This window comes from Pseudomonas sp. o96-267, assembly GCF_003935465.1.
GTDB lineage: Bacteria > Pseudomonadota > Gammaproteobacteria > Pseudomonadales > Pseudomonadaceae > Aquipseudomonas > Aquipseudomonas sediminis.
In genome coordinates this window covers 64,182-77,962 of record NZ_RHQP01000009.1, presented here as the reverse complement: position 1 = coordinate 77,962, position 13,781 = coordinate 64,182, and the positions used below count along the sequence as shown (strand labels likewise).

Below are 13,781 nucleotides of genomic sequence, written 5' to 3'. Positions count from 1 at the left end.
ATCAAGGAGATACGCCAATGGGCATTATCGGCACCATTTTCATCGGCCTGATCGTCGGTCTGGTCGCACGCTTTCTCAAACCCGGCGATGACAGCATGGGCTGGGTCATGACCATCCTGCTTGGCATCGGCGGCTCCATTGCCGCGACCTACGGCGGGCAGGCGCTGGGCATCTACGAAGCTGGCCAGGCAGCCGGTTTCATCGGCGCAGTGATCGGCGCCATCGTTCTGCTGGTAATCTACGGCGCGATCAAGAAGGGCTGACAAGCCCAGCCAGGAGCCGACTTGTCGGCTCCTCGTTTACGCCGCCACGAGATGCCATACCCCATGCGCCACTTGCTGCTCGCCCTACTCTTTTGTACCGGCCTGGCCCACGCCGAATTGCCGGAAACCGACTGGCTCGATTTGATGCCACCCGAAGACCGCAAGGCCCTCGAGGAAATGCCCGAGATCAGCCATGACAGTCCTGAAGGCGACAGCACCTTCTACAGCGAGGACGGCCTGCGCCAGCAGGATCAGGATCTGCCTGCGGTGATGTACTCCGCCAAGACCGTGCCCGAACTCGACGGCAAGGCCATCCGCCTGGGCGGCTATCCGGTGCCGCTGGAAAACGACGAGAAAGGCAACAGCACCCTGTTCTTCCTGGTGCCCTATCCGGGCGCCTGCATCCACGTGCCGCCACCACCACCCAATCAGCTTGTACTGGTGCGCTACCCGAAAGGCATCCCGCTCGACGACATCTACGCCCCGCTGTGGGTCAGTGGCGAATTGAAGGTGGAGCAGGTCAGCAACGACCTGGCCGACGCCGCTTATGCCATGGATGCCGGCGAAGTACGCCTGGTGACCGACGAAGATCTCTAACCGTCTTCCATCCCCTGCTAGGAGTTCCAGCATGAAAGCTGCTGCCCTGCTGTTGCTGTGCCTGCTGTCCACCGCTGCACTGGCCCTGGAGCCCGGCGAGCGCCTGGCGCCCTGGACGCTGCTCGATCAGTTCGACGCGCCCTACACCCTGAACGACGAAACGCAGATCCTGCTGGTCGCGCGCGACATGGATGGCGCCAAGCTGGTCGACGCCGCTCTGGAAGGCAAACCCAAAGGCTATCTGGAACAGCGCCAGGCAGTCTTCCTCGCCGACGTCAGCCGCATGCCCCGTATCATCGCCACGCTCTTCGCCCTGCCGAAGATGCGCGACTACAACTACCGCATCCTCCTCGACCGCGACGCCCGCATCGCTCCGCGCTACCCGGCGGCGGAAGGCAAAGCGCTGTGGTTGCAGCTAAAGGATGGGCAGTTGGTTCAGCAACAGACCTTTACCAGCGCCGAGCCGCTTCGCCAGGCGCTGGAGCAGCAGGGCAGCGCTAACTAGCGAGCGGCTCGCTGGACAGGCGCAACTCAAGCCGATGACGCTCATCGGCTTTCAGCTGCACGATGTCTTCCAGCACGTTGGCCGTCTCGATGCAAAGCATGTTCTGCCAGGCCTCGTCGGGGAACTGCGACAGGCGCTTGGCCTTGTCGACCCAGGGATTCCACAGCACAGCCGAGCGTGAACCACGAGCATCCAGATGGATGCGCCGACACCAGCCCGGATCGACGATGCTCAGTCGCGCGGCGGTGTCGAAGTAGATGCGATCGGTCTCCGAATCGAACACCAGCGCTTCCTGCTGACGCAGCTCCTGCCAGTCCTGCAAGGTGTCGATATAACGGCAGCCCTGCAGCCCCTCGACGCTGACCTGGCGCACGTCGCTGACGGCGAAGTAGCTGTGCAGCGCCTGGCTCAGGGTCAGCGGCTCCGTACCGCGATTGTGGGTTTCCAGGCTCATGCCGAGATCGTCTGCCAGGCGCACGACGAAGGTCAGGCCGACATCCCTGGGCCAGCCTTCCAGCGGCTGAGTGCGCGTGTCGTAGGCAAAGCGCAGGGTGACGGCGTCGTCCTCCTCGTCGATGCCCAGCAACTCCCAGTCCAATGCACGCACCAGGCCATGGGCCGGCGCCTGCTCGAGGTGATAGTGCGCCTGCACGGCCTGCGGATTGCGGCGTAGATCTCCGAACCAGGGCCAGCACACCGGCACACCACCGCGCACGCTTTGGCCACGCTGATAGGCCGCATCCGGGCTTAGCCAGATCAGCGGAGGCTGCTCACCCTGCTGGTAACTGAGAATCTGCGCGCCCTGCTGGGCTACCAGCAATTCGCTGCCGGCAGCACGAATGCGCCAGCAGACCAGTTGATCCAGTTCCACGCGTTCGACTTGGGCGGTGCTCATGACGACCTCTCGTTGAGATAGATGACCAATAGTGTGACAACGCAAAAAGCAAAACGCCCATCACGAGGACGGGCGTTTTGCCAAACCAGCCAGCGAGACTTACTTGCCGTAGACCTGCTCCGGCAGCCAAGTGATCAGCCCTGGGAAGATATAGGCGATCACCAGCAGCAGAATCTGGATCAGGATGAACGGCACCACACCTTTGTAGATGGTACTGGTGGGAATGCTCGCCGGTGTCACTCCACGCAGATAGAACAGCGCGAAGCCGAATGGCGGAGTGAGGAAGGAGGTTTGCAGGTTGAGTGCGATCATCACGCCCAGCCAGATCGGATCGAGCCCCATGGCCAGCAGCACCGGACCGACGATCGGCACCACCACGAAGGTGATCTCGATGAAGTCGAGGATGAAGCCGAGCAGGAAGATCACCACCATCACCAGGAAGAACGCGCCGAGCACACCACCTGGCAGCTGGGCGAACACATCCTCGATCAGCGCCTCACCGCCGAAGCCGCGGAACACCAGGGAGAACAGCGACGCGCCGATCAGGATCATGAAGACCATGGCACTGATTTCGGTGGTGCCGTAGGCCACGTCCTTGAGCTGGCCGAAGTTCAGCTTGCCCTTGCTGAAGGCCAGCAGCATCGCGCCTACGGCGCCCAGCGCAGCGGCTTCGGTAGGGGTGGCGTAGCCAGCCAGGATCGAGCCCAGTACCGCGCCAATCAGGATCAGCGGCGGAATCAACGCCTTGCCCAGCTTGCCCCACTCGATAGGGCCGAGCTCTTCTTGCGGCAGCGCCGGCAGTTTCTTCGGCTGCAGGATGGCGACAGCGATGATGTAGACGATGTACAGACCGACCAGCAACAGACCAGGCAGCAGAGCGCCGACGAACAGGTCGCCAACCGAGACGGTCTTCGGCGAGAAGATGCCCATCTTCAGCTGCGCCTGCTGATAGGCGCTGGACATCACGTCACCCAGCAGTACCAGGACGATGGACGGCGGAATGATCTGCCCCAGGGTGCCGGTAGCAGCCAGAGTGCCGGTGGAAATGGCCGGATCATAGCCACGGCGCAACATGGTCGGCAGTGCCAGCAGGCCCATGGTCACCACGGTGGCGCCGACGATACCGGTGGAAGCGGCCAGCAGGGCACCGACCACGCACACGGAGATGGCCAGGCCGCCACGCAGGGTGCCGAACAGGCGCGACATGGACTCGAGCAGATCTTCGGCCACCCGTGAGCGTTCCAGCATCACCCCCATGAACACGAACAGCGGCACGGCGAGCATCGTCTGGTTGTTCATGATGCCGAACAGACGGTTCGGCAGGGCGCTGAGGTAACCAGGATCAAAGGTGCCCGTGACGACACCGATGGCGGCGAACAGCAGGGAAACGCCAGCCAGGGTGAACGCTACCGGGAAGCCGGCCATCAAGGCCACGCAAATACTGACGAACAGCAGAATCGCCATCAACTCAGCCATGTTTCACCTCCGGAGCTGGCAGGCGACCGCTGAAGACGTAGATTGCCTTGATCAGATTGGAAATACCTTGCAGTACCAGGCTGACGACCAGTACCAGGATGATGCTTTTCTGCAGGTAGACGAACTTGAGGCCGCCAGATTCGCTGGACGCTTCGAACGTCGACCAGGAGTTGCTGACGTAATCCCAACTGGCCCAACCGAGGAATAGCGCGACCGGCAGCAGGAACAGCAGATTACCGAAGATCTCGACCAGCGCCTGACGGCGGCCGCTGAACTTCTGGTAGAAGATGTCCACACGCACGTGTCCGTTGCGTTGCAGCACCCAGGCCGCTGCGCCCATGAACACCAGTGCGTGAGCGTACAGCACCGCTTCCTGCAGGGCAGTCGCGCCGATACCGAAACCGTAACGCAGCACCACGACGATGGCTGTACCGATTACCAAAAATACCGTCAGCCAGGCGCAGGCCTTGCCGAACCAGCTGTTCAGCGCATCGATCAGATATGCAAGAGCGAGGGGAAATGAAGGCTTGTCGGACATAGTGAGTCCTTTATCGTTATGAGTAGGAGACAGGACAGCAAACCTGTTGGCTGCATATCACGCCGCCCGCGTCCTTATGGGCCGCAGGCCGGCGATTCTATGCAGGCTACTAGTATTGCAGCAATGCCCGTACAACTTTAGTCGTAGTAGCTAGGCTTGTAGGTCACGACCCCCTATGTTATTCACGCCCGGTCTGCCTTCGGCGATCCCGTGGTAAGACCAATACAACAAGAAGGAGCATTGCATGAAACGTCGCGACATACTCGCCGCAGCGGGCGTAGGCCTTGCAGCAACCGCACTGGCTGGCTGTAAAGAAGAAGCCAAAAGCGCCGCAGCACCTCAAGAGGGTTCGAGTTCTCAGACCTTCAACTGGAAGATGGTCACCTCCTGGCCGAAAAACTTCCCGGGCGTCGGCGTGGGGGCCGAGCGCTTCGCCAAGCTGGTCGATGAAATGAGTAACGGCCGCCTGAAGGTCAAGGTATACGCAGCCGGTGAACTGGTGCCGGCCCTGGAAGTATTCGATGCAGTCTCTCGCGGCACCGCCGAGATGGGTCACGGTGCGCCGTACTACTGGAAAGGTAAGGTTCCGGCGGCTCAGTTCTTCTGCGCCTCGCCGTTCGGCCCGAATGCCCAGGAAATGAACGCTTGGCTGCACCGTGGCGGTGGTCAGCAGCTGTGGGAAGAGGTCTACAAACCGTTCGGCGTACTGCCGATGGCCTGCGGCAACACCGGCGTGCAGACCGCCGGCTGGTTCAACAAGGAAATGAACTCGGTCGACGACTTCAAGGGCCTGAAGATGCGTACCCCGGGTCTGGGTGGCGAAGTGCTGACCAAGATGGGCGGTACCGTGGTCAACATGCCGGCCGGTGAGATCTTCACCGCCATGCAGACCGGCGCCATCGACGCCACCGAGTGGATCGGCCCATACAACGACCTGGCCCTCGGCCTGCACAAAGCAGCCAAGTACTACTACACCCCGGGCTGGCAGGAGCCGAGCGTTCTGTTCGAGCTGGACGTCAACATCAAGGCCTGGGAAACCCTGCCGCCAGATCTGCAAGCCATCGTTCGCGCGGCTGCTCGTGACGTCAACGGCGACATGCTCGACGATTACAACGCCAAGAACATGGAGGCCATGGAGCAGCTCAAGGCCGACGGCGTGGAAGTTCGCCGCCTGCCGGACGAAGTCCTGGCACGCCTGAAGGAAGTGGCTGCCGAGGTAGTCGATGCCAGCGCTGCGGCCGATCCGGCGGCAACCAAAGTCTGGGAACATCAGAAGGCCTATCTCAAGCGCCTGTACGAATACGCGGAAAGCAACGAGAAGGATATCTACAACATCCGCGGCTGACCGCTCAGGGCAAAACAAAACGCCGGCTTCTAGCCGGCGTTTTCATTACTGCAATTCAGAAAGCGGTCAGCCTCGACGCGGCGGCACCGGACGAGTGCGGCCACTGCCGTCGATGGCGACGAAGACGAATACCGCTTCGGTGACCTTGCGCCACTCGTTGGACAGCGGATCGTCGCTCCACACCTCGACCATCATCTGAATCGAACTGCGGCCGATCTCCAGCGCCTGGGTATAGAACGAGAGCTGCGCGCCCACCGATACCGGTACCAGAAAGGCCATGCGATCGATGGCGACGGTCGCCACGCGGCCACCTGCAACCTTGCTCGCCATCGCGGTACCAGCGAGGTCCATCTGCGACACCAGCCAGCCACCGTAGATATCACCGAAACCATTGGTCTCGCGCGGCAACGCGGTGATCTGCAGAGCGAGGTCGCCCTGGGGAATCGGGTCTTCCTGTTCGTAGTCGTTCATCGGTTCGAGACTCGCGGCGCGGTTGTTGTTCTGGGCGCGGAACCCGCATGGCACACGGGCGCAACGAGTATACCGACTGTGCAGTCGACGGGCGACCACTCTGGCAGGGCGCAAAACGCCACAGCCCATGCCCGGTCGGGCAAAACGCACGACCCGGCAAACCTCATTCGGGCAGTATGCCTACCACAAAATGCCATCACTCAACCGTAAACTAATGATTTTAAAAGATTTTTAATAAACAAAAAGTCTGGCACGGGTGCTGCACTAGTCCCAGTACGCAACTGGTCATGTACCGGTTGCAATGCAAAAACAAGGAAGAGACGGATATGCCACACACCCGAGCCATCCGCCTCCCACGCAACAGGAGAACCGCCATGTGGATAGTTGCTCTGGTGCTCGCCACCTTGCTGCTTCTGCTCAGTCTGACGCTCACCAGCGTTGTACTGATTGGCCAGACCCTGTGCGCAAGCCGCAATACCGCCGAGCTGGAGCTGCCCACGGGCGCCGCGCCCCAGCCTGTGGACCCGAGCAACTCGCAAGACCCCTGGCCTGCCTGGGCCATTACCCACTGATCCATCAAGGAGAAACACCATGCTTAGTTGGGCAGTCACTTTCCTGATCATCGCCATCATCGCCGCAGTACTGGGCTTCGGTGGTATCGCCGGCACCGCTGCAGGTATCGCCAAGATTCTATTCGTGGTGTTCCTGGTGCTGTTCATCGTCTCGTTTGTCATGGGCCGCCGCCCGCGCCTCTAGGGAGACATAGATGCAATCGATCCACGCCATTGCCGCCGCCCTGCTGATGGGCGGCGCCCTGGCGGCTCAGGCCGCCGACCGCGACGCCAGTTTCCATCCAGGCGAGCTGCTCACCAGCAACACCGAGTACCGTGAAGCCTGGCAGGATCTGGTAAAGAACGAAGAGCGCTTGCCAGACTGGCTGATCAACCTCAGCGGCCTGTCCACTCCCATGCAGACAGTGGAAGCCGATAGCGATCGCTATCTGGTTGGCCAGATCTGCGAAGCGAACAGATGCTTCAATCAGCGCGCCTATGTCGCCTTCGAATGGGAAGACGACGATGCCTACGCGCTGTATGTGCAGGTACCGGATGGCCTGCCGGAAGACCGCGCGCCAAGCGAGCATGCCAGCCTGCGTTGGCTGGGCGAGCCGGACGAGGAAATCCAGCAGATGCTGATGGAACAGCTGCGCAGCGATCCCAACTGGTATTGAGTGACGGCAGTTTGCCGGCTGTCCCACAGACACCGCCGGCACGTTATCATCCCCCGCCATAACGGCATGCCCTCCTTCATCTGGCGCTTTGCGCCATCTTCTTCCTCAGGGAGAAGGCGATCAGGGAAGGCGTCGCTTGCCAATCTAGGGGGATCGCAATGCTCAATGGCCTGTGGCTGAGCTTTTTTCTGCTGGGAGCCGCTGCCGCTCTGGCACGCTGGCTGATTGGCGGTGATGCAGCCGTATTCGGCGCCATGGTCGAAAGCCTGTTCGCCATGGCCAAGCTCTCGGTGGAGCTGATGGTGGTGCTGTTCGGCACCCTGACACTCTGGCTGGGGCTACTGCGCATCGCCGAGAAGGCCGGGCTGGTCGATCTGCTCGCACGCATGCTGGGCCCATTGTTCGCCCGCCTGATGCCGGAAGTGCCACGCGGCCATCCAGCGTTGGGGTTGATCAGCATGAACTTCGCCGCCAATGGCTTGGGTCTGGACAATGCAGCCACGCCCATTGGTCTCAAGGCCATGCGCGCCTTGCAGGATCTCAACCCCAGCGCCACCACGGCGAGCAATGCACAGATCCTGTTCCTGGTACTCAATACCTCCTCACTGACCCTGCTGCCGGTATCGATCTTCATGTACCGCGTGCAGCAAGGTGCTGAAGATCCCACCTTGGTATTTCTACCGATCCTGCTGGCGACCAGCGCGTCGACCCTGGCAGGCCTGCTGGCGGTATCGGTGATGCAACGCCTGCGTTTGTGGGACCCGGTGGTGCTGGCCTACCTGATTCCCACCGCGCTACTGCTCGGCGGCTTCATGGCCCTGCTCGCCGGCATGAGCGCCACGGCGCTGGCGGCGCTGTCATCGCTGCTCGGTAACCTCACCCTGTTCGGCTTGATCCTGATGTTTCTGGTGGTCGGCGCGCTGCGCAAGGTGGCGGTGTACGAGAGCTTCATCGACGGTGCCAAGGAAGGCTTCGACGTGGCCAAAAGCCTGCTGCCGTATCTGGTCGCCATGCTCTGCGCCATCGGCGTTCTGCGCGCATCCGGCGCGCTGGATTTCGGCCTCGACGGCATTCGCTGGCTGATCGAAGCGCTGGGCTGGGATACCCGCTTCGTCGATGCTCTGCCCACTGCGCTGATGAAACCCTTCTCCGGCGGTGCCGCGCGCGCCATGCTGATCGAAACCATGGAGAACTTCGGCGTCGACAGCTTCCCGGCGCTGGTTGCGGCGACGGTGCAGGGCAGTACAGAAACGACGTTCTACGTGCTGGCGGTGTACTTCGGGGCGGTCGGCCTGCAGCGCGCCCGCCATGCCGTGGGCTGCGCCCTGGTCGCCGATGCGGCCGGGATCATCGCCGCCATCGGCGTGTGCTACTGGTTCTTCGGCTGATCGCCGCGAAGTCAGGGCTGCTCAGTCGGCGCCAAACCCCAGTTTGTCGCTCGCCCAGCTCAACAACGGATCGCTGTGCTGGTATTCGCGCAACGCCAGCAGCTTGGGCGCGATGAATGCCTCGAAGTCCTCGGCCTGTTCGAAGTACACCCCGGTGAAAATGGTGAACATCGACTTGTTGCCGACCGTGGCATAGAACAGGTTGCCCACCGGCTCACCGTCCTGGGTCAGCAGCTTGAGGCTGGCGCGGCTGGCCAGCTTGGTGTCCAGCGGCAGATCCTGTTGCACCAGCCCGCTGTCACGCAGGCCGAACGAGGCGCCGAACGTCTCGGCGTAGCTGGTCATCAAGGCATCACCGGCGCGCGGGTAGAGAGAGACACCGCTGTAGAGGTAGAACCAGTCGCTGCCCTCGCTCTCGAAACTGAGGTCTATGCTGCGCGCAGCGTAGGTCACCAACTTCTCGTAGCGCCCCTCATCCGGGGCCTCGTAAGCGGCGAAATCCTCGCCACTGAGCAGCAGTCGGCGCTCCTCGGCGAGAGGCGGTTCGTTGTCGACGCAGCCCGCGAGTGCGAGCAGGCTGAGCAGCAGCACGAGTCTGAACATGGCATTCCTCCCTGAATTGGCCCGCGCAGCTTGCCCGAACCGAGCACACCTCGCCAGCGACAGCCCTCGTCGCTGTGCGCGGTGCCACAGCCTGGCGACTGAGTGCCCGTCAGCTACCGCTCAGGCGAAAGCCAACCTTGAGCGTGACCTGATAGTGCCCCACCTTGCCATTCTCGATGTGGCCACGGGTGTCGATCACCTCGAACCAATCCATGTTGCGCACGCTTTTGGCGCATTCGGCCAGGGCATTTTCGATGGCTTCCTCGATGCTGGTGCGCGACGAGCCGACGATCTCGATCTTCTTGTAGGTGTGGTGAGTGGACATGACGGACTCCTGAGTGGTGAAGGTTCTTGTTCAGACTAGCCCGCCCCGTAGAAGTGTCATCTGTCGCACCCTTATCCGGCCTGCTGGAAAGCCACCACGGGCTTTCCAGCGCCTGGGCTGGCGTTAGAAGTCCACCTGGTAGCCCAGGGTGAAGGTGCGCCCACGACCCTTGAAGTTGTAGTCGTTGGCGATACGTGCCGACTGCGAGTAGTAGGTGAAATAGTCCTCGTCGAGCAGGTTGTCGATGCCCAGCGACAGGCTACCCACCGGCAGGCGGCGGCTGACGCTGGCTGAGAGCAGGGCGTAGCCGTCGAATTCCAGGCGCGGGTCGTCGAAGCTGCGGCTGACGTAGTAGTTGTATTGCAGGTAGCTCGACCAGTCGTCGTTCCAGTTGGCTTGCCAGCCCAGGCTGTACTGGTCCGGCGAGATGTTCAGGCCGGTCAGGCGAGTATCCACCTTGCCGTCGCCATCGGTATCGGATTTGCCCTGACTGTGGGCGTAGCTGCCGCGCAGGCTGTGGCGGTCATCGATATGCCAGTTGCCGGTCAGCTCGTACCCCTGGATCTCCACTCGCTCGCGGTTGGCGATGTAGTTGCCGTCGCTGTTCACCGACAGACGCTCGCCGACGCTGGAGAAGGACTCGTAATAGCTCAGTTCCATGTCCACGCGGTCGAAGTTCAGACGCAGGCCCACTTCACGCGAACGGGTGACGATCGGTTCCAGCTCCAGCAGGCTTTCCACCTCCAGCCCCGGTTCGTCCAGCCCGCGCAGAACACGGCCGATGTCAGGCATGCCGAAGCCTTCGGAGTAGCCGCCGTAGAGCTGCGCCCAATCGTTGGCCTGGTAGGTGAATCCGTAGTTGCTCAGGGTTTTGCCGAACGACACCTTACCGCCGGTGACGCTCACCCCGCCGGCGTTGTTGGTGCCCCACACAGTGCGGAAGTCATCCACGTCGAGCTCGGAATGCTCGCGGCGCACGCCAGCCATCAGGGTCAGCTTGTCGGTAAGGTGCAGGTCGCCCTGTAGGAAACCAGCCTGGTTGTCGTAGGTAGACGGCGGCACATAGCTACGATTGGTCTGCACCAGCACCTGCTCACCCTTGTCGCGCATCAGGTCGAGGCCGCCGGTCAGATCCAGCAGACCATCGAACAGGCCTTTGCGGCGCAGGGTCAGCTTGCCACCCCATTTCTCCGAGTCACTGCGGCTTTGCTCCCACAGGGTGCCGACCGGCGCGATGTTGGGGTCCTGGAAGGTCGCTGAGATCAACGCGCCGAACTGGCCACGGTAGCGCTGGTGATAGAGCTGCACGTCGAGCACGTTGCCGTACAGGTCCTGATTGCTGTAGCTGAAGATGTACTGGCGGTTCTCATTGAACGCCGGGTCGCCCTGCGGATCGCCCTTGCGCGCGGTGGTGGGAATACCGGCGGCGCGGTTACCGAGCACCGGCACGTAGTCGTTGTTGCCCTTGAGCTCGTAATGATTGGCACTGAATTGCAGGTGCTGCACGTCGTCGATCCAGTAGCCGAGCTTGAACATCAGATCGTGGTCGCGGGTGTCCTGGATCTCGCCCGGGTAGGCGACGCCAATCAGCTCGTCATTGGCATCGTAGAACGTACCGCGCTCCTGCCAGGTGGCACCGAACAGCGTCTCCCAGTCACCCTGTTGGGCGCTGAGCCGGTAGTTCATATTGTAGCTCAGGCCATCCTTGCTGAAGCGGTCGTCGCTCTCCAGGCTGACCCCGGCGTGCTGGCTGACGCCGTTACCTTCGGGCCGACGGCTGATGAAGTTGACGATGCCGCCGGTGGCGCCGCCGCCGTGCTCGGCCGAGGCGCCATGAATCACCTCAATGCGCTCGATCTGTGCCAGGTCGATGGTGTAGCTGCTGCGCCCGTCGTTGCGGATCGAACTGGCTTGCGGCACGCCGTCGACGAGAAACTGCGGGGTGCGCCCACGCAGCGTTTCACCGGCGTTGGACATCTTCTGCCGACTCGGCGAGTAGGACGGAATCAGGTTGCTCAACACCTGGCCCGGGTCGCTGCTCAGCGCCAGCTGCTGCTCGATCTGCTGGCGGTCGATGACAGTCACGCGCTGCGTGGTCTCGCCCACTGCACTGTCACTGCGCAGGGTGCTGACGGTCATCGCTTCCAACTGCAGCACATCACTGCCCAGCTTACTTGGCGCGGGCAGCGCATCGAGGCCGTAGACCCCCTCGGCCTGGCGCACCGCGCGCAAGCCACTGCCCTGCAGCAGACGGGCAAAGCCGTCCTCGACCTGATAGGGGCCCTGCAGACCCGGGCTGCTTTGCCCCTGCAGCGCGCTGGCATCGAACGACAACGCCACACCGGCGGCGCTGGCATAACGGTTGAGCACCTCGGCCAGCGGGCCGGCAGCGATGTCGAAAACCTGTGTCTGCACGGCAGGCTCGGCGGGTGCAGCGCTGGCCAGCGGCACGGCCCGCGCAAGGCCGGAACAGAGCAGGGCAGTTTGCACAGCGAGGGTTAGCGAATGCAGTTTGCAGCAAGGTTGACGCATGGATTTCCCCTGGGAACGAAAGGCCTGTAGCCGAGATGTCAGGAGGGCCGATCCAATAGAGAAAAAAGTGCAAACGACAATGAATATTTTTGCCAATTAAACCTTTGGCACCAGCGTCACCCAGTAATCGCTGCGCCGCACCACACGCAGCGGGAAGCTGTGTTCAAGCGCCGCCAGGGCACGATCGGTATCGGCCAACGGGAAGCTGCCGGACACCTTCAACCCGGCCAGGGACGGGTCGATACGCAGCACGCCATGGCGATAGCGCGCCAGCTCGGCGATCACCTCACCCAGCGGCTGATCCAGCGCGATCAGGCTGCCCTGCGTCCAGGCCGTCGTGGCGGCATCGTTGGCATGCGGCGCCCCGAGTCGTTCGGCATCGAGATGCAATTGCTGCCCGGCAAGCAGCGGCTGCATGGCTTGCAGATGCCGCAGCGGCGCAACCTCCACCCGCTGCTCCAGCACCGCGACGCGGCAGCCCTGCTCATCGCTGCGCACGCAGAACCGCGCGCCCTCGCTGCGCACCAGGCCGTGACGGGTTTCCACCAGCAAGGGGCGGGCTTCGTCGAGGCTTTGGATCAGCGCCTCGCCGCTGACCAGGCGCAACAGGCGGCGCTGCCCATCGACATGCCATTGCGCGGCGCTGGCCGTGCCCAGCATCAGCTGGCTGCCATCGCTCAATTGCCATTGGCGGCGCTCACCCACACCACTGCGGTAGTCGGCCAGCCAGTAGCGCCGCGTATCGCTGTGCCAGGCGAACCAGCCCAGCGGCAATGCCAGACCAACCAGAGCCAGGCTGCCGAGCAGGCGGCGCCGGCCATGGTCGACGCCACGCAGGGTCGACGACGCAATGGGGCCGGGCAGCAGGCCCAGTTGTTCACGCAGCTTCTCGATCTGCTGCCAGGCCTGGCGATGAAGCTCGTCGGCGTCGTACCAGCGCTGCCAGGCCTGCTGCTCATGGGCATCGTTGTCGCCGGCGCACAGCCGCGCGTACCAGTTGCTGGCGGCCTTGAGCGCCGCACGCTGCGCCTCGGTCACGGCTGCCAGCCTGCTTGCAGCAGGCAGCAATGCTCCACAGCGCGAGCCATGTACGTGTTCACACTGCGCAGGGAAATGCCCAGGCGCGCGGCAATCTGCGCGTAGGTGAGGCCGTCGAGCTGGGACAGGATGAACACCTCGCGCACCGTGCGGCCGAGACCGGCGAGCAGACGATCGACCTCCATCAGCGCTTCGAGGAGCAGCGCCTGCTGCTCGGCGCTGGGGTGTTCGGCCTGCGGCTGATTGGCCAGCGCTTCGAGATAGGCTTGCTCCAGCGAACGCCGCCGCAGAAAGTCGACCATCAGCCCCCGCGCCACCGTGGCCAGGTAATCACGTGGCTCGCGAATGCTCGCCGCATTGCCGGCGCGCAGCAGACGCACGAAAGTGTCCTGCGCCAGGTCGGCGGCATCGCAGCCATTGCCCAGGCGCCGACGCAGCCAGCCTTGCAGCCAGTTGTGATGGTCACGGTAGAGAGTGTGCAGCACCTGGGCGTCGGCGGGCATAGCGCGATTTCATATCAAATGACAATGAATTGCATTGTCATCCGTACCTTATCGACTTGGCAACACTGCCAGCG

At 62.6% G+C, this 13,781-nt stretch carries 17 protein-coding genes; 8 read left to right on the top strand and 9 right to left on the bottom strand.

Annotated elements, in window-relative coordinates; translation table 11 throughout:
- Positions 1-17: 17 nt before the first annotated feature.
- The 3 genes from EGJ86_RS08325 to EGJ86_RS08315 all read left to right on the top strand — a co-directional run bounded on the left by EGJ86_RS08325 (position 18) and on the right by EGJ86_RS08315 (position 1,365).
- The gene (locus tag EGJ86_RS08325) at positions 18-263 is read left to right on the top strand and encodes a GlsB/YeaQ/YmgE family stress response membrane protein (RefSeq protein WP_125834745.1); all 246 of its coding nucleotides are present in this window, start codon (positions 18-20) and stop codon (positions 261-263) included.
- A gap of 63 nt (positions 264-326) precedes the next feature.
- Positions 327-860 (top strand): DUF3299 domain-containing protein, encoded by a 534-nt coding sequence (locus EGJ86_RS08320; protein WP_125834744.1) that lies wholly within the window; start codon positions 327-329, stop codon positions 858-860.
- A gap of 31 nt (positions 861-891) precedes the next feature.
- A complete protein-coding gene (locus EGJ86_RS08315) occupies positions 892-1,365 on the top strand; it encodes an FAD/FMN-containing dehydrogenase (protein ID WP_125834743.1) in 474 nt (157 codons plus the stop codon).
- Here EGJ86_RS08315 and EGJ86_RS08310 read toward each other — a convergent pair.
- From EGJ86_RS08310 to EGJ86_RS08300, 3 genes are all read right to left on the bottom strand, one after another.
- On the bottom strand, positions 1,358-2,260 hold the full coding sequence (locus EGJ86_RS08310; protein ID WP_125834742.1) for a D-hexose-6-phosphate mutarotase: 903 nt from the start codon (positions 2,258-2,260) through the stop codon (positions 1,358-1,360). The genes EGJ86_RS08315 and EGJ86_RS08310 overlap by 8 nt on opposite strands.
- A gap of 99 nt (positions 2,261-2,359) precedes the next feature.
- Complete coding sequence (locus EGJ86_RS08305; protein ID WP_125834741.1) at positions 2,360-3,736, bottom strand: TRAP transporter large permease subunit; 1,377 nt, start codon at positions 3,734-3,736, stop codon at positions 2,360-2,362.
- Positions 3,729-4,274, bottom strand: coding sequence for a TRAP transporter small permease subunit (locus EGJ86_RS08300; RefSeq protein WP_099524985.1), 546 nt, complete (start codon positions 4,272-4,274; stop codon positions 3,729-3,731). The genes EGJ86_RS08305 and EGJ86_RS08300 overlap by 8 nt, the downstream gene beginning before the upstream one ends.
- A 244-nt stretch (positions 4,275-4,518) precedes the next feature.
- Here EGJ86_RS08300 and EGJ86_RS08295 point away from each other — a divergent pair, with 244 nt between their 5' ends.
- Positions 4,519-5,619: a TRAP transporter substrate-binding protein gene (locus tag EGJ86_RS08295; RefSeq protein ID WP_099524986.1), complete on the top strand. Its 1,101-nt coding sequence runs from the start codon at positions 4,519-4,521 to the stop codon at positions 5,617-5,619.
- 66 nt (positions 5,620-5,685) lie between these two features.
- Here the strand turns inward: EGJ86_RS08295 and EGJ86_RS08290 are convergent, their stop codons facing one another.
- A complete protein-coding gene (locus EGJ86_RS08290; RefSeq protein WP_017676341.1) occupies positions 5,686-6,090 on the bottom strand; it encodes an acyl-CoA thioesterase in 405 nt (134 codons plus the stop codon).
- A 374-nt stretch (positions 6,091-6,464) separates the two neighbouring features.
- Here EGJ86_RS08290 and EGJ86_RS08285 point away from each other — a divergent pair, with 374 nt between their 5' ends.
- From EGJ86_RS08285 to EGJ86_RS08270, 4 genes are all read left to right on the top strand, one after another.
- Positions 6,465-6,662: a hypothetical protein gene (locus EGJ86_RS08285; protein ID WP_125834740.1), complete on the top strand. Its 198-nt coding sequence runs from the start codon at positions 6,465-6,467 to the stop codon at positions 6,660-6,662.
- A 19-nt stretch (positions 6,663-6,681) separates the two neighbouring features.
- On the top strand, positions 6,682-6,846 hold the full coding sequence (locus EGJ86_RS08280; RefSeq protein WP_017676339.1) for a DUF1328 domain-containing protein: 165 nt from the start codon (positions 6,682-6,684) through the stop codon (positions 6,844-6,846).
- A 10-nt stretch (positions 6,847-6,856) separates the two neighbouring features.
- Positions 6,857-7,318, top strand: coding sequence for an inhibitor of vertebrate lysozyme family protein (locus EGJ86_RS08275; protein ID WP_099524988.1), 462 nt, complete (start codon positions 6,857-6,859; stop codon positions 7,316-7,318).
- 158 nt (positions 7,319-7,476) lie between these two features.
- A complete protein-coding gene (locus EGJ86_RS08270; protein WP_099524989.1) occupies positions 7,477-8,706 on the top strand; it encodes a nucleoside recognition domain-containing protein in 1,230 nt (409 codons plus the stop codon).
- Positions 8,707-8,727: 21 nt separating this feature from the next.
- Here EGJ86_RS08270 and EGJ86_RS08265 read toward each other — a convergent pair whose 3' ends face one another.
- The 5 genes from EGJ86_RS08265 to EGJ86_RS08245 all read right to left on the bottom strand — a co-directional run bounded on the left by EGJ86_RS08265 (position 8,728) and on the right by EGJ86_RS08245 (position 13,707).
- Complete coding sequence (locus tag EGJ86_RS08265) at positions 8,728-9,309, bottom strand: hypothetical protein (RefSeq protein WP_099524990.1); 582 nt, start codon at positions 9,307-9,309, stop codon at positions 8,728-8,730.
- Between the two features lie 109 nt (positions 9,310-9,418).
- Positions 9,419-9,634, bottom strand: a complete 216-nt coding sequence (locus tag EGJ86_RS08260; protein WP_099524991.1) for a dodecin — start codon at positions 9,632-9,634, stop codon at positions 9,419-9,421.
- A gap of 123 nt (positions 9,635-9,757) precedes the next feature.
- On the bottom strand, positions 9,758-12,166 hold the full coding sequence (locus EGJ86_RS08255; RefSeq protein ID WP_125834739.1) for a TonB-dependent receptor: 2,409 nt from the start codon (positions 12,164-12,166) through the stop codon (positions 9,758-9,760).
- A gap of 96 nt (positions 12,167-12,262) precedes the next feature.
- Positions 12,263-13,204, bottom strand: coding sequence for a FecR domain-containing protein (locus tag EGJ86_RS08250; protein WP_125834738.1), 942 nt, complete (start codon positions 13,202-13,204; stop codon positions 12,263-12,265).
- The gene (locus EGJ86_RS08245; RefSeq protein WP_125834737.1) at positions 13,201-13,707 is read right to left on the bottom strand and encodes a sigma-70 family RNA polymerase sigma factor; all 507 of its coding nucleotides are present in this window, start codon (positions 13,705-13,707) and stop codon (positions 13,201-13,203) included. Before EGJ86_RS08245 ends, EGJ86_RS08250 begins: the two co-directional genes overlap by 4 nt.
- Positions 13,708-13,781 lie beyond the last annotated feature (74 nt).